The following is a 21,751-nucleotide window of genomic DNA, read 5'->3' as shown; positions in this document are numbered from 1 at the left end:
GTCCTGACTCAAAAAAATAGTACAAACAATCCTAATCTATTGCATTGCTTTGATGCTGGATACAGGGTTTGGCTGATATTGAAATGTCCTTATTTAAGTGCAGTAGAATGCACCTATTCATCACACAAATGGATCTGATTAATAAATTATGACTCCAATTTAGACAGCCTACTAGTCACAACCAACGACTGTACGAGTGAGCATCAACTCCCTTAAATTCAAGTAAATAATCTTCTAGATTCTTCCTAGGCATTAAAGTAAGAATTGATTCAAAACCTTTGATGATCAAATTTCTTGGTTTAAACACAGCCGTACTAGATTTTTTTTTTGAACCATTTGATTCAGAATCACGAACTACAGAAGTAACCGAGAAAAATATAGACGAATAGTCAGCCTAATCTATGATTCAAACGAAATAACTGTTCTTCATGCTTCGTAAAAACATATAATTAAAGATCACTTGCAAAATCTGCATCAATATTTCAATTTTATTAAGCTAAATTATGTCATTAATCATTGGGATTGACCCAGGTTCACGCCTCACCGGCTATGGAATTATAGAAAAAGACGGTCAAAAATTACGCTTTGTGGATGCTGGCACTATTCGTACCGAAAGTAAAGATATGCCTGAGCGTTTGAAACGCATCTTCGCGGGTGTTGAGCGTATTGTTAAATTCCACGGACCAACTGAAGCCGCAGTTGAACAAGTATTTATGGCACAAAACCCAGACTCCGCACTTAAACTGGGTCAAGCACGTGGCGCAGCCATTGCAGCTCTAGTGAATTTAGACCTTCAAGTCGCAGAATACACCGCGCGCCAAATCAAACAATCTGTTGTCGGTTACGGTGCAGCAGATAAAGAACAAGTGCAAATGATGGTGGTGAAGTTACTCAATCTCAGTGTGACCCCACAAGCCGATGCTGCCGACGCACTGGCTGCTGCCATTTGCCATGCACATGCATCTGGTAGTTTGAGTAAATTGGCTGTATTGAATGCTCTGGGAGGCATGGCGCGTGGGCGTAGTCGCTCTAGCAGCCGAAGACGATAATTTTAAAAGATCTGAAAAATTGTCTGACACTCATTTACTTTAAGATTTGAAAATCATTCGTTAGCACCGTATTTTCTATTTCAATCCAAACCACCTCGGTGACCTGTGCAAGTGGTGGTCCCTGATAAGCGCATTCAATCAAATTTTCAAGCTTTCCAGCATCTGTAATGACAAGAGCTTCAACTTCACCTGTGGCTATATTTCTAACCCATCCCTGAACTTGCAATTGCATGGCTTGACGTTGAAACCAGCGACGGTAGCCCACACCCTGAACTTTGCCTGAAATAGTAAGTTTATAACTCTTGTTCATCACTGCTTTCCATTCACCACTTGATAAATTGCTTCACCCATCGCATGCGCCTGCAAACCACGCATCCCTTGCTGTGCTAACAGATCACCTGCTTGGGCATGCAAGCTGACAATTTCATGTAAGGTAATATCTTCATGGAATTGGGCCTTTAAACTCGCCACCATGCCTGCGAGCACATCTCCCATCCCCCCTGTTCCCATGCCCGCATTGCCTTGGGTACAAATATACAATTCATCCTCTAAGATTAAACTTCCTGCCCCTTTCAGAACCCATTGTCCTGCAAAGGTTTCACGTAATCGATGAATTGCAGTGATACGATCTTGCTCAATTTCCGTAGCTGTACAACCCAATAAAGTCGCAGCTTCACCCGAATGCGGCGTTGCATATATATGATCATTCAACTTTTGCTGGTCTTTCGCCAAAAACCAAAGTCCATCAGCATCTAATACCACTTCTAAATGCGCATTTTGATTGAGCAGTTCGAACCACTGCTGAAAGATCTGTGCTGCCCATTCATCCCGTCCAAGTCCCATGCCAAAACAGACGGCATCGATATGTGAAAGGAGTTGTTGAATGCCCTCTTTATCCAAAGCATTAATATCTCGCACCATAATATTCGGCGCACGTGACAAAATTGCTTGATGATGCTTGGCATGACAGATCACACTGACTTTTCCCGCACCCGCATGAAAAGCAGCCTCAGCTGCCATAATCACCGCACCACCCATATCGGCATGACCACCCACCACCAAGACATGCCCATAGCTACCTTTGTGACCAAACGCTTGTCGTTGCGGCAAAGTAATATTCTTTGCTGATAACAGAGCGATGGGATGTAATTTTTCATCACGTGGAATAGGGCTCAGTAAATGCAGTTGACCGACAAACTCTTTGCCCTGTCCTGTAAATAAGCCAGCTTTATAACCCAGTAAAGTGAAAGTGTGATCTGCCTGAATCGCACAAGGTAAAGCCTGCCCCGTATTTGCCTGCAAACCACTCGGAATATCCACCGCAATTTTTAGTCCCGCTTGTGCATTAAACAAATGAATGATCTTTTGCCAAGCTTGATTCAACTCGCGGTTCAAGCCTATGCCAAATAAGGCATCAATATGGCATTCAAAGTATTCTAATTGTTGTAATTCAGATTCTGTAATTAGTGTTTCGATAACAGTAAACGAAATATGCTGTGACTGCGCAAATAAGTATGCCTGATGTAAATCAGAAGAAGGTCCTCGTTCAGTGGTTAAAACAGTGACTTGTAAACCTGCCTGTTTCAAATAACCTGCAATAAAATAACCATCCCCCGCATTATTGCCCTGCCCACACCACACTGCTATTTTTTTAATTTTCTTTTGTTCAAATTGCGGCAACAACTGCTGAACAATTGTCCAAGCTGCTTGCTGCATTAAGCCCAATGATGAATTTTGCTGAGCAAACCAACGTTGCTCCCATGCTTGAATTTCGCGGCTATGGTAAACTGAACGTTGCATGTTTATCCCTATTATTGGTTTATGGCTTCGACCTCTTCTTCCTCAAAAATCTCACTGCAACAGCTTGATCCTCAAGAACTGAAAGTATGGATCAAAGCTCAGGCTTTAGACTTGGGTTTTGCTGATTGTGTCATTGCCAAACCAGATGCTCAAGCAGAATTAGCGCGTTTTAAAGAATATTTAAAGCGTGGTTATCATGCAGATATGACCTATCTTGAAGAAAACTTGGACAAGCGTGCCGATCCAACCCTACTGGTTCCAGGAACACGGAGCATTATCTGTGTACGTATGAATTATTTGGTGGAAACACCCAAGCCTCGCTATGTTCCCAATGAACCGAATGCCGCGATTATTGCGCGTTATGCACGTGGACGTGACTATCACAAAATCATGCGTGGACGTCTTAAAACCTTGGCAACACGTATTCGGGAACGTGTAGGTGATTTTGAATCCCGACCTTTTGCAGATTCCGCCCCTATTTTCGAAAAGTCTTTGGCTGAAAATGCAGGGATGGGTTGGACAGGCAAACATACCTTACTCATTCATAAAAAATCAGGGTCATTTTTTGTGTTAGGGGAATTGTTTACTTCTCTCGATTTACCTTTTGATACACCAACCACCAAACATTGTGGCTCTTGTACAGCTTGTATCGATATTTGCCCGACGCAAGCCATTGTCGAACCGTATATGCTTGATGCACGTAAATGTATTGCTTATTTGACCATTGAATACAAAGGTATTATCCCTGAAGAACTCAGACGCGGCATTGGCAATCGAGTGTTTGGCTGTGATGACTGCCAACTGATTTGTCCTTGGAACAGTTTTGCGCAAAAAGCCAGTATTGAAGATTTTAATCCACGCCATGATCTAGATCGAGTTACTTTATTAGATCTATGGCATTGGGATGAAGCAACGTTTTTAGCCAATACCGAAGGCAGTCCAATACGACGCACAGGCTATCAAAGCTTTATGCGAAATATCGCAATTGGTTTGGGAAATGCCCCATTTTCCAGCTTAATTCTACAAACTTTGCATGAAACGCGTCACTTGCATGATGACATTGTGCAAGTCCATATCGACTGGGCAATTCAAGAGCAGCTGCTTAAATCTCAAACAGTTTAAAACTAGGTTTCTATGGTGAATTTATAGAGCGAGCTTTTACAGATCTTTGCAAAGTTATTGTTTTATAAAAAGGATAGTTACGTGTTTGCCACAATATTCACTAGCGAATTTAAAAACTTTGCACGTAATTTTCGCTAAAATTAGCTGACTTTGTGACTAAGTCTTATATCTAATCGCTCATTCTATCTGCCAAAATTAATCGTCAGATACTATAAGTTTTGGTTTTTTTTGCCTTTGGTTTTGGCACGAAATCTGTATTATTAAAGCCAATAAAGAATACAGATGATGGACTTCCTAGAATGACTGTACGTAATGATTGGACGCGTGAAGAAATTCAAGCTTTATATGAACAACCTTTTTTAGACTTGGTTTTCCAAGCACAAAAAGTTCATCGTGAGCATTTCGATGCCAATACCATTCAAGTCAGCACTTTATTATCAATTAAAACAGGTAAATGCCCTGAAGATTGCAAATACTGCTCGCAGTCTGCACGCTACGATTCAAAGCTGGAAGCAGAAAAACGCATTGCCGTAGAAAAAGTGATTAGTGAAGCAAAAGAGGCATTAGAATCTGGTTCTTCTCGCTTCTGTATGGGTGCTGCATGGCGTAACCCGCACGAGCGTGATATGCCTTATGTACTTGAAATGGTTCGTGAAGTAAAAGCCTTAGGTTTAGAAACTTGCATGACTTTAGGCATGTTAAACCAGTCTCAAGCTGAACGCTTAAAAGATGCTGGTCTAGACTACTACAACCACAACCTTGATACTTCACGCGAATACTATTCAAATATTATCAGTACCCGTACTTTCGATGATCGCTTAAATACACTTGAATATGTTCGCGGTGCGGGCATGAAAGTATGTAGTGGTGGTATCGTCGGTCTGGGTGAAGACACAGCAGACCGTATTGGTCTATTGCTTGAACTTGCAACTTTACCGCTTCATCCAGAGTCAGTGCCAATCAACATGTTGGTTCCAATTGAAGGCACACCATTGGCAGATGTTGAAAAACTAGAAGTCACTGAGTGGATTCGTACAATCGCTGTTGCGCGTATCATTATGCCTGAAAGCTATATTCGTCTTTCTGCTGGTCGTGAATCTTTATCTGATTCTGACCAAGCATTAGCATTCATGGCAGGTGCAAACTCACTGTTCTCAGGTGAGAAATTACTCACTACGCCAAATGCAGGTGAAGGGCGTGACAAACAACTCTTCAATAAATTAGGTTTAGTTGCTGAAAAAGCAAAACCAACTGTTGCTGAACTTTCTGTAGATGCAATGGCAGGTTAATAGGACTTTTTAAGTTCCTAAGCCTAATAAAAAAGCCAGTTCTAAGAATTGGCTTTTTTATTTGTATTTTATTTAAGATTTGATAACTCACTCAATCAATAATCAGCATCTTAACCAGCAAAATTATGTGCGGTTATCAAAATGCCGTATTGTGCATTGAGGTAATCCCCTTTTCGAATAATATCGGCGCCATTGGCATGAAAAACAGTTAATTGCTCGGCTATAGCATCATATTCAAAGCGTTCATAACAGTCTTGATGATGACACAACCACGTCAACGTATCCGCAAGTTGATCATCTACAATATAAGTTTCTTTTTGAAAATCTTTAGACATATTGAATCGGTAAAAACTGGATTAAATCATTGTAACGGCTTTAGCGAATCAGATAATAAACTTGATGAAAAATTTACTCATCATTTACCCAGACTTTAAAAGAACAAAATCCGAAATGATTAGCTCACTTCGGATTTAGCTGGAACAATTCAACCACTACGTCGTTTTATTATCCCCGCATTTTCTGCATTCCAGATGTTCACCTATTTCCTGCATTTGCTCATATTCATAAATGTGGAAACAAAGTAACTTTCTGAGTAATTGAAGCATCTTAAACTCCTTGTTTAATTTTTTGTCGCTTACCAGTTTCTGTCCTGAAACCTCTATGCATCCAAATTATCAGATACATTACGTTATAAGTATCACATTTTTATCAAATGGAAAATAAAATTAAAGCGCTTCTGCTGCATTTCATCGGAAAGTCATGAAAGGCTATATACTGAGTACTACGCCACACTCACATCAAATAATGAACCAATTGCGCTGGTGATTAACATTGCAAAACATCCCCAAAATAATACTCTCAATGCACCTTTCCAAACTGGAGAACCTGCGGTATAGCTTGCCAGTGCACCAAGTGCCAATAACGCGAAAATTGAAACAATCACAATTGAATTTGCGAGATAGTGTGCGGGAGCAAATAGCACGGCCAACAAGGGAATCACTGCACCAACTGAAAATGACAGGGCTGATGACAAGGCTGCCTGTATAGGCTTGGCCACGGTCATTTCATTAATACCAATTTCATCACGTGCATGAGCAGCCAAAGAATCATGTGCTGTTAATTGAACTGCAACTTCATGTGCCAACTGTTCATCCAATCCTCGATGAATATAGATTTGGGTTAACTCTTTTAATTCTTGTTCTGGATTAATCTCGAGTTCACGACGTTCCAGTGCTAAATCTGCTTCTTCAATATCTGATTGAGACTTAACCGAGATATATTCACCTGCCGCCATCGAGATCGCACCAGAAATTAAACCCGCTAGGCAGGTAATAAAAATCGTCTGTTGCCCTGCTCCACTGGCAACCACACCAATCACCAGACTGGTGACTGAGATAATGCCATCATTCGCCCCCAACACCGCAGCACGCAACCACCCTGTTTTTTCTAAATTATGCTGCTCTTTATGAATCGATCTTCTCATCTATATGCTCGTCAAAGTTTATTGTTGCTGTTCATCATGCATTCTATTTTAAGCCAATTGGTGCTTACTTCCCAAACTTGTCTATGAATACTTATCGCATTTTCATGGATTTAACCTTTATTGGAGATGCAATAAGAAAGGACTTTACCGCTCAACAGCAAAGTCCTTTTCTTGCGTCATTTGTCATTACATCAATTCAGCTTGAGTATAACGGTTAATATCCACCAGAATTTACGCCTTCCTCATTCACCTTACGAACTGTGCCAGTTTCGGTATTTAATACTTTAAACTCAATACGGCGATTTTTAAATTGCCCTTCAGGCGTACCATTTTCCGCGATTGGTTGCTCTGCACCTAAACCTACAGCCTGTAGTTTGGCAGGATCCACCCCTTGTTTAATCAAATATTCCATCACCGCTTGTGCTCTTTTCACTGAAAGTTCTTTATTTTCTTGAGCAGTTCCCACATTGTCTGTATGCCCCTCAATTACCAGTTCTACTTGCGGAGCGCGCTTAATTAATGCTGCAGCTTGGTCTAAAATAGACTTATTGATTTCAGGAATTTCACTGGAATATGGCTCAAAATTAATGATTTGCAAATTCAATGCCGTTGCAACATCCAGTGCTTTTATATGATCTTGATTCAAACTTGAAAGGGCTTTTTCCGCATCACTAACACTGGTATCTACTGCTTTGCTTACATCTAATGGTTGCTGAGTCACAATGTGCATATTTGGAACTAAAGGTTGTATTTGCTGTACCAGATCATTGGCAACAGTATTACTTTCAGCCTGAATAGCCAATTGATCCCCCATCCACGTGATGGATACATTTGGAGTACCTTTTATTATTTTCAATACACTCGGAATTGCATCCTGATCTATAAATGCCGTATGCAAATTAATATTATCATCTGCCCCACATCCCACAGGGTGGGCAAAAATCTGCTTCACTTCATTCTGTAAAATATCAATATAAGATTTATTTGCAGTCAATATTTGACAGGTCACAAGTAACCCATCTTGTCCCGTAGTCAGTTGAAATTTAGCAGGTACACTCGCAACTCTGGTATTTGCTACAGTACTAGATTGTTCTTCTCGACTACACATTTTAAACAGCAAGGCGAAAACCAAACCCAATACAACAATAAATAGAACTGGCACCCACCAGCGAGTGCTTTTCTCAGATCCAATATAAGACGTCGAACTTGGACTTTGATGTACCGTTTGTCCAACTAAGGTATTCACTCCTAATGCCGCCAGTAAGGGTTTCGCCCACAAAGGTAAAGCTACTGCAATATCGGTTGCATGCTGCTGTAAAAAATGCTCAATGGTATGCTGATTACTGGAGCCAGCTTGTGTTTCCAGTACCCCTATGGTTGGCGCAATTGCATGGTTCAATGCCTCTTCTATTTCTGATGGCGGTGCTGTTGCTCCAATCGCTTCTATGAATTTTTCTTTGAGTGAGGTATGCGTTGTAAAAATATCGGTCAAGCGCGGGTTTAAATGATTTTGTAACTCTGAAATATATTCTGGTTTGTCCTTCAACAAACTTAAGAGAATAGGATAAAAGTTATCTAGCGCATGTTTCTTTTCAAGTAAATGTTCAGTCTCCGACTGTAATACCATGGGTGTCACTTGTTGCTGCAGTAATTCAATAATATTCGTCAGCATTTTCTGCCCTCTTATTCTTTTGAAGCATTATTGAAATAGTGTATATGCTCATTTTTTAAACAGTGTAAATTATTGTATTTTCAGAACCTCTTTCACCATTGCACAAAAGCAAGTTATAAAAAAAGCCAGCAATTGCTGGCTTTTGTCTGTCAAAAATTAAGCATGAAAAGTTTGTAATACTTTCCCTGTCAAAGTCTGATTAATTAACGGTGTATTTTTACCTTGGGACAAAATGCTTTCCTTGGTCAAAGTCCACTCAAGCTCGGGATCAACCAAGACCCAACCTGCTTCTTCCATCCAACGGTCTTGCATATTAGCCACTTTAGCAGGGGCTAAAGTCACTTTTTCCACCCATTCTAATGGAGTAAATAGACCTTCTTTAACCAATTGCACACCTAAAGATACATAGGTATCAAATGCAGTAAAACCTGGCTCTGTTTCAGCAAATGGTGCCATTTTAGCCGAGCTGCTCAATGGTTCATGATGCGTACAAATCGCATCAATCACACCATCTTTCACGCCTTGGCGTAAACGTTCTTGATCTTTTTCAGAGCGTAAAGGCGGGCGCACATGTGCCAAGGCATTAAAGCCATCAATCAGACTATCGGTTAAGTGCAGTTGATGCATTGCGACATCAGCGGTTACAGGTAAACCTTTCTCTTTCGCAATCCTGATTAACTCAACTGAAGCACCGCATGACAACAAACTAAAGTGTGCATGTACACCCGTTGCTTCAATCATCAGTAGGTATTTAGCAATCGCCACAGTTTCAGCTAAAGCTGGAATCATTGGCAAGCCTTGACGCGACGCAATAAAGCCTTCATGCACACAACCATCTTTGGCAATTTGTGGCTCTTCAGCATAGAACACGACAGTCAGACCAAGACCTGCAGCATATTCCAAAGTACGAATCACGACATCATCATTGGCAAAAGGAGCATTGGCATTTGAAACAGCGGTACAACCACCTTTTTTCAAGCCTGCCATATTCGCAGGTTGTTGCCCTTTTAGACCTTGGGTCTGAGCACCAATGACTTGTAAATAGATACCACCATCCAACATGGCTTTTTCAACCAGACCGTGAATCAAAGCCCCATTGTCTTGCACAATCGGCTTTGAATCTGGCGGGGTAAACACATGCAAAATACCATTCTCACGTGCAGCCTTACCTTCAGACTTTAACGTTCCATGCTGTTGCTGACCTGGTTCACGTAAACGTGCACACAAATCCACCATGGTTGGCATTAACCATTTACCTTGTCCATCCAGTGTCGCTTCAACTGCATCTTTAGCAGCAACCAATTTGCCCTGTTCTAAATAAACCGTTTGCACAGAGTCGGTTTGCTGAATTGGGTCTAAGACACGGACATTTTCAATTTTTACAATACTCATGACTTTCTCTTATCCCGCAATCGCTTCTAATAGACCTTGTTCTTGTAATTGACCTTGCATTGACAACGCCAATACCGCCATACGCACGGCAATACCATTGGTCACCTGATTTAAAATCACCGATTGCGGACCATCTGCAATACTTGAATCAATTTCTACGCCACGGTTCATTGGACCAGGATGCATCACGATACAATCAGGTTTCGCCAAAGCTAAACGTTCTTTGTTCAAACCAAACATTTTATAGAATTCAGATTGAGAAGACAGGGCTGGCGAATCAATACGTTCATTTTGAATACGCAAGGTGATAATCACATCGCAGTCTTTCACACCTTCATCCATTTTGTTAAATAAACGCACGCCTGAACCATATTCTTCAAAACCATGTGGCAATAAAGTGTTCGGTGCAATGACACGAATATCCTTACAACCCAAAGTTTGTAAAGCTGCAACATCAGAACGCGCAACACGTGAATGTTTAATATCACCAATAATCGCGACACTCAGCTCTTCAAATGGCTTCTTGGTTTCACGGCGAATGGTCAACATATCCAACATGGCTTGAGTTGGATGTGCATGACGCCCATCGCCTGCATTGATGATTGCGACATGTGGGCAAACTGTCTGTGCAATAAAGTGTGCTGCACCTGAAGATGAATGACGCACGACAAAGATATCTGCCGCCATCGCCTCTAAATTCCACAGCGTGTCGCGTAAAGTTTCACCCTTAGAGGTACTTGAACGTGCAATATCAATATTCAGTACATTTGCAGATAAACGTTTTGCAGCCGCTTCAAAAGTGGTACGGGTACGAGTCGAATTTTCAAAGAACAAATTCATGACCGTACGACCTTCTAGCAGGTTGTTGGTTATCAGCTGATTTTGGTCATTAAAAAAGGACTGCGCTGTGTCCAATATTTTCGTGAGTGTGGCTTTCGATAGCCCTTCGATGGTCAGGAAATGCTTTAGATTTCCATCTTTATTGAGTTGAATCTGACTCGGAGTATGCAATGCCGCCAAGTGCATGAGAGATTCCTTATACGTTAAGTTAACGTATTATACAGAGATTCCCCAGATTTGGCAGTTGAAGTTTTCGGCACTCAAAAGAAAATATAATGATATTTAAAATGCTTTCTTATTTTCCTATGCGTTATTTCAATAAGATAATTTAAACAAAATTTATCACTCAAAGCGTAACCGACCAATCACCCTAAATTTGGGATTTAAGATGATTGGCTTAAATTAAGATAATGAGTTACCTAATTTGCGACAAGATTTAGCGTAATGCACCAATATAGTGATGATGCACCTGCGCACGATAGATTTCTTCCTCAGTCACTTCATCTTCACGATAATGAGTCGGCTCAACTACGGTTTCAGTCATCACCTCGAGTTCAATCACTGTATCTAAATCCATAAAACTGCGTAAACGTTCAGCTTGACGAACCAACTCTGCATCTCCTGTTGCCAAAGCCAAATCGACTACATATCGGGCATACGCCTTGTTTTCCGCAAGGTACATCGCATCAATGACGCGCCCAGACACACGGCGTAATCGTGTATAAATCAAAGTTGCAGCAGAAAAAGCCTCAGGATGAGCAACAAATCCGTGATTAGACATCTCTTTCAATCCCCCAGTTTTATTAAATTTAATACGAATAATGAGTTCACAGCAGATTGAACAAGTAAAGTAAAACTACAATGCGCATCGCCATTTATTGTTCTTGATTTAGCAAAATGCATACCAGTTTTTGAGAACCACGTAATTAAAAGGGTATTTTTCTATGATCTATTTTTGCAAACACGCAATTTAAAAAGCTTTCAACGCCAAAATCAGTTAAACTTTAGGAAGTATTTTTTTAAAATTTTGGTCTATCTAATTTATGAATAGCTCTTCCCGTTTAAGCAACTATTGGGTCACATGTGCAGATGGGCTAGAAACCTTACTCCAAGAAGAATTACAAGGTCTAGGCATCGAACAAATTGAACGCTTTCCAGGGCGTTTAATTTTTAAAGGCACATTAGAACAAGCCTATCGTATTTGCATGTGGTCACGTTTGGCTTCACGTGTTCTGCTCCCTATTCATACCCATGAACTTGAACGCAGTCATGATGCGCGTGATGTTGCTGAAGAACTGTATGAAGGTGCGATCAGCTTTGACTGGTCACTTATTTTTGCACCACAAAGTACTTTTGCCATTCGTTTGCACGTTGAACGTGAAATTATGGTAAACAGCCAATTCGCAACTTTACGTGTCAAAGATGGTGTGGTGGACTCGTTCATGGAGGCGGTTGGTCGTCGTCCAAGTATTGATACCAAACAACCTGAAATTACCTTGTATGTCCTTGCGGGTAAAACTGAACATACCTACTGCCTAGACTTATCGGGTGATTCGTTGCATAAACGCGGCTATCGTCGTTTTATGACGGATGCTCCAATCAAAGAAAACCTTGCTGCCGCCATTTTGCAAAAAGCAAAACTACTAGAATTACGCCCAGATATCATTTTGGACCCAATGTGTGGTTCGGGTACCTTCATTATTGAATCTTTAATGCTGTTGACAGACCGTGCACCAGGCTTAGTCCGTCGTTTCGGTTTTAATGGCTGGAATGGTCATAATCATGACTTGTGGATGTCGATTAAAGCAGAAGCAGCTGAACGCCATCAACAAGCACTTGAACAACCTTTACCGAAGTTCTATGCCTTCGACGCAGATTGGGAAGCGGTCAAAGCAACCAAACAAAATATCATCGCAGCCGGTTTTGAAAACCAGCTCGATCTAATCCAGATGGAAGAGCGCACCCTATCCGACTGGCCCGATTTTGAACTTGGCAACCAAACTGCCTTTATTGTGACTAACCCACCTTATGGTGAGCGCTTAGGTGATAAAGCCTCTAACCGTGCCTTGTATTTGGGCTTGTCTGCGCTATTACAAAAGAATTTCCCGAATCAAACTGCCGCAGTCATTGCAGCAGCCGTTGAACAAGCGGACGTGATGGCGTTTAGTGATCCGCAAACCATGCGTTTGATGAATGGTAAATTGCCAATCTACGTCCGTTTAGGCAAGATCAAACCTGCTAGCGTTGTGAAGCCATTCCTCGAAACTTGGCAACCACTGCAATTTGAGCCGATTGAAGGTGCTGAAGATTTTGCCAATCGTTTACAGAAAAACATGCAGACCCTGAAAAAATGGGCTGTGAAAGATAATGTATTCTGCCTGCGTTTGTATGATGCTGACTTACCTGATTTTAATGTCGCTGTTGACTTGTATGGGGATCGTCTACACGTTCAAGAGTACGCACCACCAAAAACTATTGATCCTGAAAAAGCCAAAAAGCGTTTTAACTTGGCTTTAGCTGCCATTCGTGCCGTGACTGGCTTAGGACGTGATGCAATTTTCATTAAAACGCGTGCACGTCAAGAAGGTAAAAATCAGTACACCAAACAAAGTACAGCCTCAAAACGCTTTATCGTACAGGAAGGTAAAGCCAAAATTTTAGTGAACATGACTGACTATCTAGATACAGGTCTGTTCCTTGATCATCGTCAAATTCGTTTACGTATTGCCAAAGAAGCACGTGGCAAACATTTCCTAAACTTGTATAGCTACACCTCAACGGCAAGTTTACATGCCGCTTTAGGTGGCGCTGCAAGTACGACTAGCGTGGACTTGTCTAATACTTACCTGAACTGGTCAAAAGAAAACTTCGTCTTAAATGGTTTAACTGTTGATCATGCCGATGAACAGCATCAATTCTTTGCTAGCGACTGTTTTGAATGGCTCAAAGAAGGTCATGAGCAATATGATCTGATTTTCATTGATCCACCAACCTTCTCGAATTCTAAGAAGTTCTATGGAACCTTTGATGTGCAACGTGACCACATTTCTCTACTGAAACGTGCCATGAACCGCTTAACCACCGAAGGTACTTTATACTTCTCGAACAACTACCGCGGTTTCGAGTTGGATGAGGAAATTGAAGCGATGTTTAATGTGCAAGAAATCACCCAAGAAACCATTGGTCCTGACTTCAAGCGCAATCAAAAAATTCACCGCGCATGGAAAATCCAACACCACCCTATTTAATCCAGACATGAAAAAGACCGCAGAAGCGGTCTTTTTTTTATAAGATAGATGTCAATTAAAATGCTTATTCCGTGAGAAATTTCTTCTCGCCATATTTATATTCCATCGACATTTTCATCACATCACCATCGCGTTTCAGTTGCCCTGACTGTTGCATACTGCTTAATATACTTTCCAACTCTTGATCAGACATCGACTGCTGCGTCTGACCCGGTAAACTCTTCATAATGGATGCAACCATGTTTTTATCAAACTGCATGTCGGCTTTATATTCCACCAAACTCGGTACCATACTCACCATGCCTTTTAAAGTTTTTTGATGACTAGGCATAAAGCGCCCCGTCAAACTGGCTTTAGCTTCGCCCGTACCCACTTTAAGTTGATTATCCTTAGACTCAAATTTAAAGCCTTCATTGATTACAGCAAGTAATGCAGGTTCAAGATCTTCCAGTAACGTCTCTTTTGCTAAACAGCTATTCTCACGCTTTTCCACTACATCGAAAAAGGTCTGAAGTTTGGCACGATTGAGATCCTGTAAATTGAAGTTGAACTGAATATTTTGCATGACTGGTGAATAAGGCACTTTCATTTCATCAGCCTGAATTGAAAATTTCGTATTCAATACCCGTTCCGTCAAATCGCTTTCAGCTTCAATGCGGTAATTCTTTAACTCTGCACTCATCGGATTGTTCAAACTACGATCCGACATTTTTAGCAAATCCATATGGATTTTGGTTTTTCCAGCTTCCAGATAATTGCCACTTAACCCCTGATTGGTTTGTAAGGTTAACCCCGTCATTTGGAAATGTGTTTCCGCATCCGTTACTGTTAAATTGGGAATTTTTAAGGTTAGATCCTGTACCTGAAGCTGATCATCAACCGATTTAGTACGATACTCTAAAGTTACTGGATCTAAGCGTGCCTGCATTTTCGCTTCATTACGCACAATCTCTGGCGTAGTCAGGGTCGATTTCATCGCACCCAACCAATTGACGTGAGTTTGAAGCTTTAATGGTTGATTCAGTAAAGGTTTGAATGCGCTATCTGCTTGAACAATTTTAATATCGGATTGAATTTGATAACCATTCCAACTGCGCTGAATATGATCACGCCCAGCAATTTTGATGACATCTTTCGGCTTACATGGATCAAGGGTCAGTTCAGCTGTCCAGTCAGCACTGCCTTGAAAAGCACCCATCTGAAAGTTCCGATAGTTCAAGCTGAGATTTTTACTTGGCTGTTTTGCTTCTTGCTGATAGTAAGTTTGCAGAGTTTTATCTGCATATAAATTTCCACCTACAGCCAATGTCGCAACCGCAACAACCCCTCCAACACCCCACTTTATTTTTGACATTTATATGACTCATATTGTCTGCTTATTATGTGCATGCAGTATAATCAAAAACCCAAAATAAAGATAATTGTTTTACATATAAGCACCTTATGAGTGATACTTATCACAGATATCTGCTTATTTATGTCACTTTCTGACTCAGAATATAAATTTCAGACCGAGACTTGTCACATAAAAAAACCAGCCGAAGCTGGTTTTTCTATGTTCAATTTTAGCTCAATTTCATTTTATCAAAGACTAAATGACCGTGATCCGATTTGATTAAAATGGTATCGCCAGGTTGGAACTCTCCAGCAAGAATTTTTTGCGCTAATGGGTTTTCAACCTGTTGTTGAATGGCACGTTTTAATGGTCGCGCGCCATAAATTGGGTCAAAACCAGCATCAATCAATTGGTCAAATGCAGTATCTTCAACAGACAAGCTCAAATCACGCTCAACTAAACGGCTACGTAAACGATCCAACTGAATATCGGCAATGCCACGAATTTGTGCTTTCTTCAATGAATGGAAGATCACTAGCTCATCAATACGGTTAATGAACTCTGGACGGAAGTGTTGCGATACCGCACTCATCACTACTGCACGCACTTCATCCTCTGTTGCACCTTCACCTAATTCACGCACATCTTGTGAACCTAGGTTTGAAGTCATCACAATCACGGTATTCTTGAAGTCCACCACACGACCTTGTGAATCGGTCAGGCGACCATCATCCAATACCTGCAATAAGATATTGAAAACATCTGGATGTGCTTTCTCAACCTCATCAAACAACACCACGCTATATGGTTTCCGACGAACTGCTTCAGTTAACACCCCACCTTCTTCATAACCCACATAACCTGGAGGTGCACCGACTAAACGACTAACCGAATGTTTCTCCATGAATTCACTCATATCGATACGAATCATGGCATCATCGCTATCGAACAGGAAGTTTGCCAAGGCTTTGGTCAATTCTGTTTTACCTACACCCGTTGGTCCGAGGAACAGGAATGAACCACTCGGACGGTTTGGATCAGACAAACCTGCACGTGAACGACGCACTGCATTTGATACAGCCACCACAGCTTCATCTTGTCCCACCACGCGGTTATGTAAGAAATCTTCCATCTGTAACAGTTTTTCACGTTCACCTTGCAGCATTTTAGAAACTGGAATCCCCGTAGCGGCACTCACCACCTCAGCAATTTCATTATCCGTGACTTTGTTACGCAATAGTTTTGGTGCTTCATTTTCTTCCGCCACCTCAATACGTTCCAGTTGCTTTTGCAATTCAGGAATCACACCATATTGCAGACGTCCAGCTTCGGCTAAATCACCTTCACGTTGTGCTTTTTCTAAAGCTATACGCGCTTGATCCAGCTTCACTTGAATATCTTTGTTGCCTTCTACCAAAGCTTTGTCAGCACGCCAAATCTCTTCAAGATCGTTATATTCTTTCTCAACTGTTGCAATCTGCTCTTCTAACAGTTTGATCTCACCTTTGGCCCCAGCATCTTCATCTTTTTTCACTGCCTCAAGTTGCATCTTCAACTGAATTAAGCGGCGATCAAGTTTATCGAGGGCTTCAGGCTTGGAGTCCAACTCCATTTTAATTCGTGACGCAGCTTCATCAATCAGGTCAATGGCTTTGTCTGGTAATTGACGATCGGTAATGTAACGATGTGACATTTTCGCAGCGGCAATAATCGCGGAATCCAGAATCTGTACACCGTGGTGGGTTGCATACTTTTCTTTAAGCCCACGTAGGATGGCAATGGTATCTTCCACACTTGGTTCATCAACCAATACCTTCTGGAAACGACGCTCTAAGGCAGCATCTTTTTCAATGTACTGACGATATTCATCCAAGGTGGTAGCACCCACACAGCGCAACTCTCCGCGCGCCAAGGCAGGTTTCAGCATATTGCCTGCATCCATTGCCCCATCGCCTTTCCCTGCGCCTACCAAGGTATGCAGCTCATCGATGAACAGAATGATCTCGCCTTCGTGTTTGGCTAAATCTTTAAGTACCGCTTTGAGGCGTTCTTCAAATTCACCACGGTATTTGGCACCCGCAAGCAATGAACCTAAATCAAGCGAAAGTACTCGCTTGCCTTTTAAGCTCTCTGGGACTTCACCATTTACAATACGCTGTGCCAAGCCTTCCACAATGGCCGTTTTACCCACCCCTGGCTCACCAATCAATACAGGGTTATTTTTGGTACGACGAGACAACACCTGAATCGTGCGTCGGATTTCATCATCACGCCCAATAACTGGATCAAGTTTTCCATCTAGAGCACGTTCATTTAAATCTATCGTATATTTATTTAGTGAATCACGTTGATCTTCATGATTATTACTCATGACCTTCTCATCCCCTCGAATTTTATCAATTACTTTACGTAAGCTGTCGCTGGTTACGCTTACGCTATTTAATAGAGACTTGGTTGCCCCCACTTCTGCAAGAGCCAACAACACCCAATCCGTAGAAAGAAACTCATCACCTGCTTTTTGCGCATAGCTATCCGCCAGATTCAGGGTTTTGACAGCTTCTGGACTCAGGTTGATATCACCAGTTGGATTTGCCAGTGTAGGTGCATCTTTCAATGCCTGCTGCAATTTGCTTTGCAAATCACGTAGATTGGCGCCTGACTGTTGCAGAAGACTCATATTAGAAGCTTCTTCCAGTAGAGTGGAGAGCACATGAATACCGTCTATGGAGGTATGATCCTTGCCCATAGCCAAAGATTGTGCATCGGAGAGCGCTTGCTGTAAGCGATTTGTAAATTTCTCGAAACGCATTCTTGTTATTCCTCACAACAAATTTTTAACTTGTAGGATATATGGGAACTTATTCTTCAATTTCAAACTATTTTTCACATATTTTTCAATATCTTAAATAAATAATTATGTAAGATCTCAGTTATAATATTGGTCTGACTATTTTTATTTTCAAGAGCGTTGATGTAATTTTTCTAGCATCTTCTAAGATTCATTCGTGTTCTCATTTCAATCTAAAAAATAAGTACAAAACTTGGATGCCTAATACAAAAAAGGCTGATCATTGACCAGCCTTTTTTCACGCTTATTCAGCTTCTATAATTTCAAAATCATGGGTGATTTCTACGCCACCATCAGACAACATTTTGCTGGCTGAACAATACTTCTCCGCAGAGAGTTCAACCGCTTTTGCAACCTGTTTTTCCTTCACTGCTTTGCCTGTTACAACGAAGTGCAAGTGTATTTTGGTGAACACTGCCGGAATGCTATCAGCACGATCTGCCTTAAGCTGGCAGACAACATTTGTCACATCTTGACGAGATTTTTTCAAAATTGTCACAATATCGAAGGAAGCACACCCACCAAGTCCCATTAATATGAGTTCCATGGGACGTGGTCCACGGTTTTCACCACCATACTCTGGGGAACCATCCATCACCACACTATGGCCACTTTCTGATTTCGCTTCAAAAGCAACATTCTCTAGCCAATGTACACTTGTTTGCATTGCAACTACCTAAAAAAAGCTATAAATTTACCGTGTACCTGTACACTAACATAATTTGAGTTGATAAGGAATTTCAGCTCTTCTGTGTGACAAGTTCATTTTAGGTCTTGTGCGATCTATTATTTATCCATTTTCGGAAACCAAAAGCATGACTTCAAACTTTTCACAGCTAAGTACTGATGCGCTATCGCCAGGTCAATTACCTGAATCAGTGAAGGCACTATTAAAACGAGCATATATAAACCGTTACCCAAAACGTACAACTATTGTCGATGCGGGCACAGAATCAAAATCACTTTATTTGATTTTAAAAGGGTCAGTTTCTATTATTTTACGTGAAGATGATGAGCGTGAAATTGTAGTTGCGTATTTGAATCCAGGTGACTTCTTTGGGGAAATGGGACTATTCGAATCAAATCCACAACGTACTGCTGAAGTTCGTACTCGTGATGTTTGTGAGATTGCAGAAATCACTTACGAAAACTTCCATGAGCTAAGCAAACAATATCCAGACCTAAGCTATGCAGTTTTCGCTCAATTGGTTCGTCGCTTAAAAAATACCACCCGTAAAGTTACTGACCTTGCCTTTATCGACGTTTCTGGTCGTATTGCACGCTGCTTGATTGATCTTTCTGCACAGCCTGAAGCAATGATCTTACCAAACGGTCGTCAAATTCGTATCACCCGCCAAGAAATTGGTCGTATCGTGGGTTGCTCTCGTGAAATGGTGGGTCGTGTTCTTAAAACACTTGAAGACCAAGGTATGATTCAAACTGATGGTAAAGCCATTCTAATTTTTGATGTTTCTTTGGAGCAAACAAACTCTGAGGAAGACTTCGAAGACGATGAAGAATAAATATTCGCATTGTCTCTAAAAAGCAAATCTTTTGATTTGCTTTTTTTATGCTAAATAATTCATTTTTTTCACAAAATGACACACAACTATTCGTTAACAAAGCAGCATATTTACGGTAGCCTGAATCCATTGTTTGTTTCAGGGTAAGATGTTATGCAATTCAGACCATTAGGTAATAGCGGTATTCTCGTTCCAGAAATTTGTTTAGGCACCATGACTTTTGGCGAACAAAACACTCAACAAGAAGCCTTTCAACAATTGAATTATGCTTTGGAGCGTGGACTCAACTTCTGGGATACCGCAGAAATGTACCCTGTCCCACCTAAGCCTGAAACTCAAGGACGAACTGAAAGCATTATTGGCAACTGGATTGCACAACATGGTGGACGCGATCAGTTATTTATTGCCTCCAAAATTGCTGGTCCATCACAAGGCGGCAGTCACATTCGTGATGGACAAACCCGCTTTACTGCCGCTGAAATTTCTTCAGCACTTGATGACTCACTTAAACGCCTGCAAACCGACTATATTGATCTTTATCAACTACACTGGCCACAACGTAATACCAATTTCTTTGGCAAACTTGGCTATGGCAATACTGAAGCTTTAGATGACAAGCCCGTGACCGCCCTTGCGGAAACATTAGTAGCACTTGCCGAGGAAGTAGAAAAAGGACGCATCCGTCATATTGGGCTATCCAACGAAACACCATGGGGAACCATGAAGTTTTTACAACTTGCAGAACAATTGGGGATAGATAAGATTGTCAGTGTTCAGAATCCTTATAACCTCCTCAATCGCAGTTATGAAATTGGAATGGCTGAAATTGCTAAATATGAAGGTGTTGGGCTATTGGCTTATTCACCGCTTGCCTTTGGTTACTTAACGGGTAAATTCCGTCATGGCGCACGCCCTGCCAATGCACGTATTACCTTATTCTCGCGTTTTAGTCGTTACAGCAACCCTGAAAGTGAATGGGCAACTGAACAATATGCACTTCTTGCAGAACAGCATGGTATCAGCTTAACTCAAATGGCACTTGCATTTATTAAGCAACAGTTCTTCGTAACCAGTACCATTATCGGGGCAACCAATTTAGATCAACTGAAAGAGAATATTGATGCCTTTGACCTAGTACCCCCAACAGAAGTGATTCAAGGCATAGAAGCGATTCACCGCCAGCAACCGAATCCAGCGCCATAAATTTTGCACAATAATTTATTCATGACAAGTAAAACTTAAACTGCTACAAATAATTGCCCTACACAAAACTAAAAAGGATGCCGAAGCATCCTTTTTTATTCCAGCGATATTATTAACGCTTGTTATATACGGCTTGTGCTACAGGCAAGTTTTTACGCATGGCTTCAATACGTTGACTGTTCGATGGGTGAGTCGATAAGAACGATGTGCCACCAGCACCTTCAAGCTTATTCATTTTTTCCCATAGCGTAATTGCTGCTTGCGGGTTATAGCCTGCTTTCGCCATTAATAACAAACCACCTTGGTCCGCACGGCTTTCTAAGCTGCGTGAATACGGCAAACCTACACCGACTTGTGTACCCAATTGTGCAGCCGCAGCACCCAATTGACCCACACCATCACCCGCATAACTTAAACCAATACCCAATGCCAAATCAGTTAAAGCTTGGGCACCAATTTTATTTTTAGCATGTTCTTCCAGCGCATGAATCATCTCATGCCCCATCACCGCAGCAATTTCAGCATCAGTCAGGTTCAATTTATTCACGATTCCTGTGTAGAACACAACCTTACCACCTGGTGCTACATATGCATTCACCTGATCGGACTTTAACACAGCCAATTGCCACTCAAACTTGGTTCCAGTTTGGTTCAATTGATCTGCATACGGTTTTAAACGATTAAATACTGAATTAATGCGTTTATAGGTCGTTGATGAAGTATCTAAGGTATTATTGCCTCGAGCTTCCTGAACGGTTTTGTTAAACCCTTGTGTCGCAGCCACATTTAATGATGCTGTATCTGCCCCAGCCATATCAGCGACTGTTGTACAACCTGAAATCGTGACAGCTCCTGCCACACACAAACTCAACATCAGTTTGTTCTTCATTATTTTAATCTCCACCATTCTTGGATCACAGTAATATATGCGCATTATATGCAATCA

General features: G+C 41.3%; 18 protein-coding genes. 6 read left to right on the top strand and 12 right to left on the bottom strand.

All coding sequences use genetic code 11. The features are described 5' to 3' along the window. Positions 1-503 precede the first annotated feature (503 nt). Positions 504-1,049 carry a crossover junction endodeoxyribonuclease RuvC gene (ruvC, locus tag MKI85_RS01705; RefSeq protein WP_241624376.1) on the top strand — a complete coding sequence of 182 codons (546 nt, stop codon included), beginning with the start codon at positions 504-506 and terminating at the stop codon, positions 1,047-1,049. Between the two features lie 34 nt (positions 1,050-1,083). Here the strand turns inward: ruvC and MKI85_RS01700 are convergent, their stop codons facing one another. Next, entirely contained in the window at positions 1,084-1,359 is a 276-nt protein-coding gene (locus tag MKI85_RS01700) for an acylphosphatase (protein WP_241624375.1), read from the bottom strand. Continuing rightward, on the bottom strand, positions 1,359-2,849 hold the full coding sequence (locus MKI85_RS01695; protein WP_241624373.1) for an NAD(P)H-hydrate dehydratase: 1,491 nt from the start codon (positions 2,847-2,849) through the stop codon (positions 1,359-1,361). Before MKI85_RS01695 ends, MKI85_RS01700 begins: the two co-directional genes overlap by 1 nt. A gap of 21 nt (positions 2,850-2,870) precedes the next feature. Between MKI85_RS01695 and queG the strand changes: the two genes are divergently transcribed. Continuing rightward, positions 2,871-3,971: a tRNA epoxyqueuosine(34) reductase QueG gene (queG, locus tag MKI85_RS01690; RefSeq protein ID WP_241624371.1), complete on the top strand. Its 1,101-nt coding sequence runs from the start codon at positions 2,871-2,873 to the stop codon at positions 3,969-3,971. Between the two features lie 299 nt (positions 3,972-4,270). Next, positions 4,271-5,260 carry a biotin synthase BioB gene (gene bioB / locus MKI85_RS01685; protein WP_241624368.1) on the top strand — a complete coding sequence of 330 codons (990 nt, stop codon included), beginning with the start codon at positions 4,271-4,273 and terminating at the stop codon, positions 5,258-5,260. 110 nt (positions 5,261-5,370) lie between these two features. Here bioB and MKI85_RS01680 read toward each other — a convergent pair whose 3' ends face one another. The 6 genes from MKI85_RS01680 to MKI85_RS01655 all read right to left on the bottom strand — a co-directional run bounded on the left by MKI85_RS01680 (position 5,371) and on the right by MKI85_RS01655 (position 11,428). Beyond that, positions 5,371-5,595 (bottom strand): hypothetical protein, encoded by a 225-nt coding sequence (locus tag MKI85_RS01680; protein ID WP_241624366.1) that lies wholly within the window; start codon positions 5,593-5,595, stop codon positions 5,371-5,373. 446 nt (positions 5,596-6,041) lie between these two features. After that, positions 6,042-6,743, bottom strand: a complete 702-nt coding sequence (locus MKI85_RS01675) for a VIT1/CCC1 transporter family protein (protein ID WP_241624364.1) — start codon at positions 6,741-6,743, stop codon at positions 6,042-6,044. Between the two features lie 214 nt (positions 6,744-6,957). Then, positions 6,958-8,415, bottom strand: coding sequence for an OmpA family protein (locus MKI85_RS01670; protein ID WP_241624362.1), 1,458 nt, complete (start codon positions 8,413-8,415; stop codon positions 6,958-6,960). A 156-nt stretch (positions 8,416-8,571) separates the two neighbouring features. Further along, positions 8,572-9,807 carry a dihydroorotase gene (locus MKI85_RS01665; protein WP_241624360.1) on the bottom strand — a complete coding sequence of 412 codons (1,236 nt, stop codon included), beginning with the start codon at positions 9,805-9,807 and terminating at the stop codon, positions 8,572-8,574. Between the two features lie 9 nt (positions 9,808-9,816). Further along, positions 9,817-10,833, bottom strand: a complete 1,017-nt coding sequence (locus tag MKI85_RS01660; protein ID WP_241624358.1) for an aspartate carbamoyltransferase catalytic subunit — start codon at positions 10,831-10,833, stop codon at positions 9,817-9,819. A gap of 250 nt (positions 10,834-11,083) precedes the next feature. Then, positions 11,084-11,428 (bottom strand): hypothetical protein, encoded by a 345-nt coding sequence (locus MKI85_RS01655; RefSeq protein ID WP_413350714.1) that lies wholly within the window; start codon positions 11,426-11,428, stop codon positions 11,084-11,086. Positions 11,429-11,690: 262 nt separating this feature from the next. On the opposite strand from MKI85_RS01655, the gene rlmKL reads away from it, so the two are divergent. After that, positions 11,691-13,895 carry a bifunctional 23S rRNA (guanine(2069)-N(7))-methyltransferase RlmK/23S rRNA (guanine(2445)-N(2))-methyltransferase RlmL gene (gene rlmKL / locus MKI85_RS01650; RefSeq protein WP_241624355.1) on the top strand — a complete coding sequence of 735 codons (2,205 nt, stop codon included), beginning with the start codon at positions 11,691-11,693 and terminating at the stop codon, positions 13,893-13,895. Positions 13,896-13,959: 64 nt separating this feature from the next. Here rlmKL and MKI85_RS01645 read toward each other — a convergent pair whose 3' ends face one another. The 3 genes from MKI85_RS01645 to MKI85_RS01635 all read right to left on the bottom strand — a co-directional run bounded on the left by MKI85_RS01645 (position 13,960) and on the right by MKI85_RS01635 (position 18,746). Next, positions 13,960-15,249 carry a DUF945 family protein gene (locus MKI85_RS01645; RefSeq protein WP_241624352.1) on the bottom strand — a complete coding sequence of 430 codons (1,290 nt, stop codon included), beginning with the start codon at positions 15,247-15,249 and terminating at the stop codon, positions 13,960-13,962. Between the two features lie 211 nt (positions 15,250-15,460). After that, positions 15,461-18,040, bottom strand: coding sequence for an ATP-dependent chaperone ClpB (clpB, locus tag MKI85_RS01640; RefSeq protein WP_241624350.1), 2,580 nt, complete (start codon positions 18,038-18,040; stop codon positions 15,461-15,463). Positions 18,041-18,323: 283 nt separating this feature from the next. After that, positions 18,324-18,746 (bottom strand): OsmC family protein, encoded by a 423-nt coding sequence (locus tag MKI85_RS01635; protein WP_142768353.1) that lies wholly within the window; start codon positions 18,744-18,746, stop codon positions 18,324-18,326. Positions 18,747-18,894: 148 nt separating this feature from the next. Between MKI85_RS01635 and crp the strand changes: the two genes are divergently transcribed. Both crp and MKI85_RS01625 read left to right on the top strand, forming a co-directional pair. Continuing rightward, a complete protein-coding gene (crp, locus tag MKI85_RS01630; RefSeq protein WP_241624348.1) occupies positions 18,895-19,602 on the top strand; it encodes a cAMP-activated global transcriptional regulator CRP in 708 nt (235 codons plus the stop codon). A gap of 153 nt (positions 19,603-19,755) precedes the next feature. Continuing rightward, positions 19,756-20,805 carry an NADP(H)-dependent aldo-keto reductase gene (locus tag MKI85_RS01625; protein ID WP_241624346.1) on the top strand — a complete coding sequence of 350 codons (1,050 nt, stop codon included), beginning with the start codon at positions 19,756-19,758 and terminating at the stop codon, positions 20,803-20,805. 112 nt (positions 20,806-20,917) lie between these two features. On the opposite strand, the gene MKI85_RS01620 is transcribed toward MKI85_RS01625, so the two are convergent. Beyond that, positions 20,918-21,694: a M48 family metallopeptidase gene (locus MKI85_RS01620; protein WP_241624344.1), complete on the bottom strand. Its 777-nt coding sequence runs from the start codon at positions 21,692-21,694 to the stop codon at positions 20,918-20,920. Between the last annotated feature and the right edge of the window lie 57 nt (positions 21,695-21,751).

Source organism: Acinetobacter zhairuonensis, from assembly GCF_022601715.1.
Taxonomy (GTDB): Bacteria; Pseudomonadota; Gammaproteobacteria; order Pseudomonadales; family Moraxellaceae; genus Acinetobacter.
The sequence above is the reverse complement of the archived record's forward strand: the minus strand, read 5'-3'. Positions and strand labels throughout refer to the sequence as shown.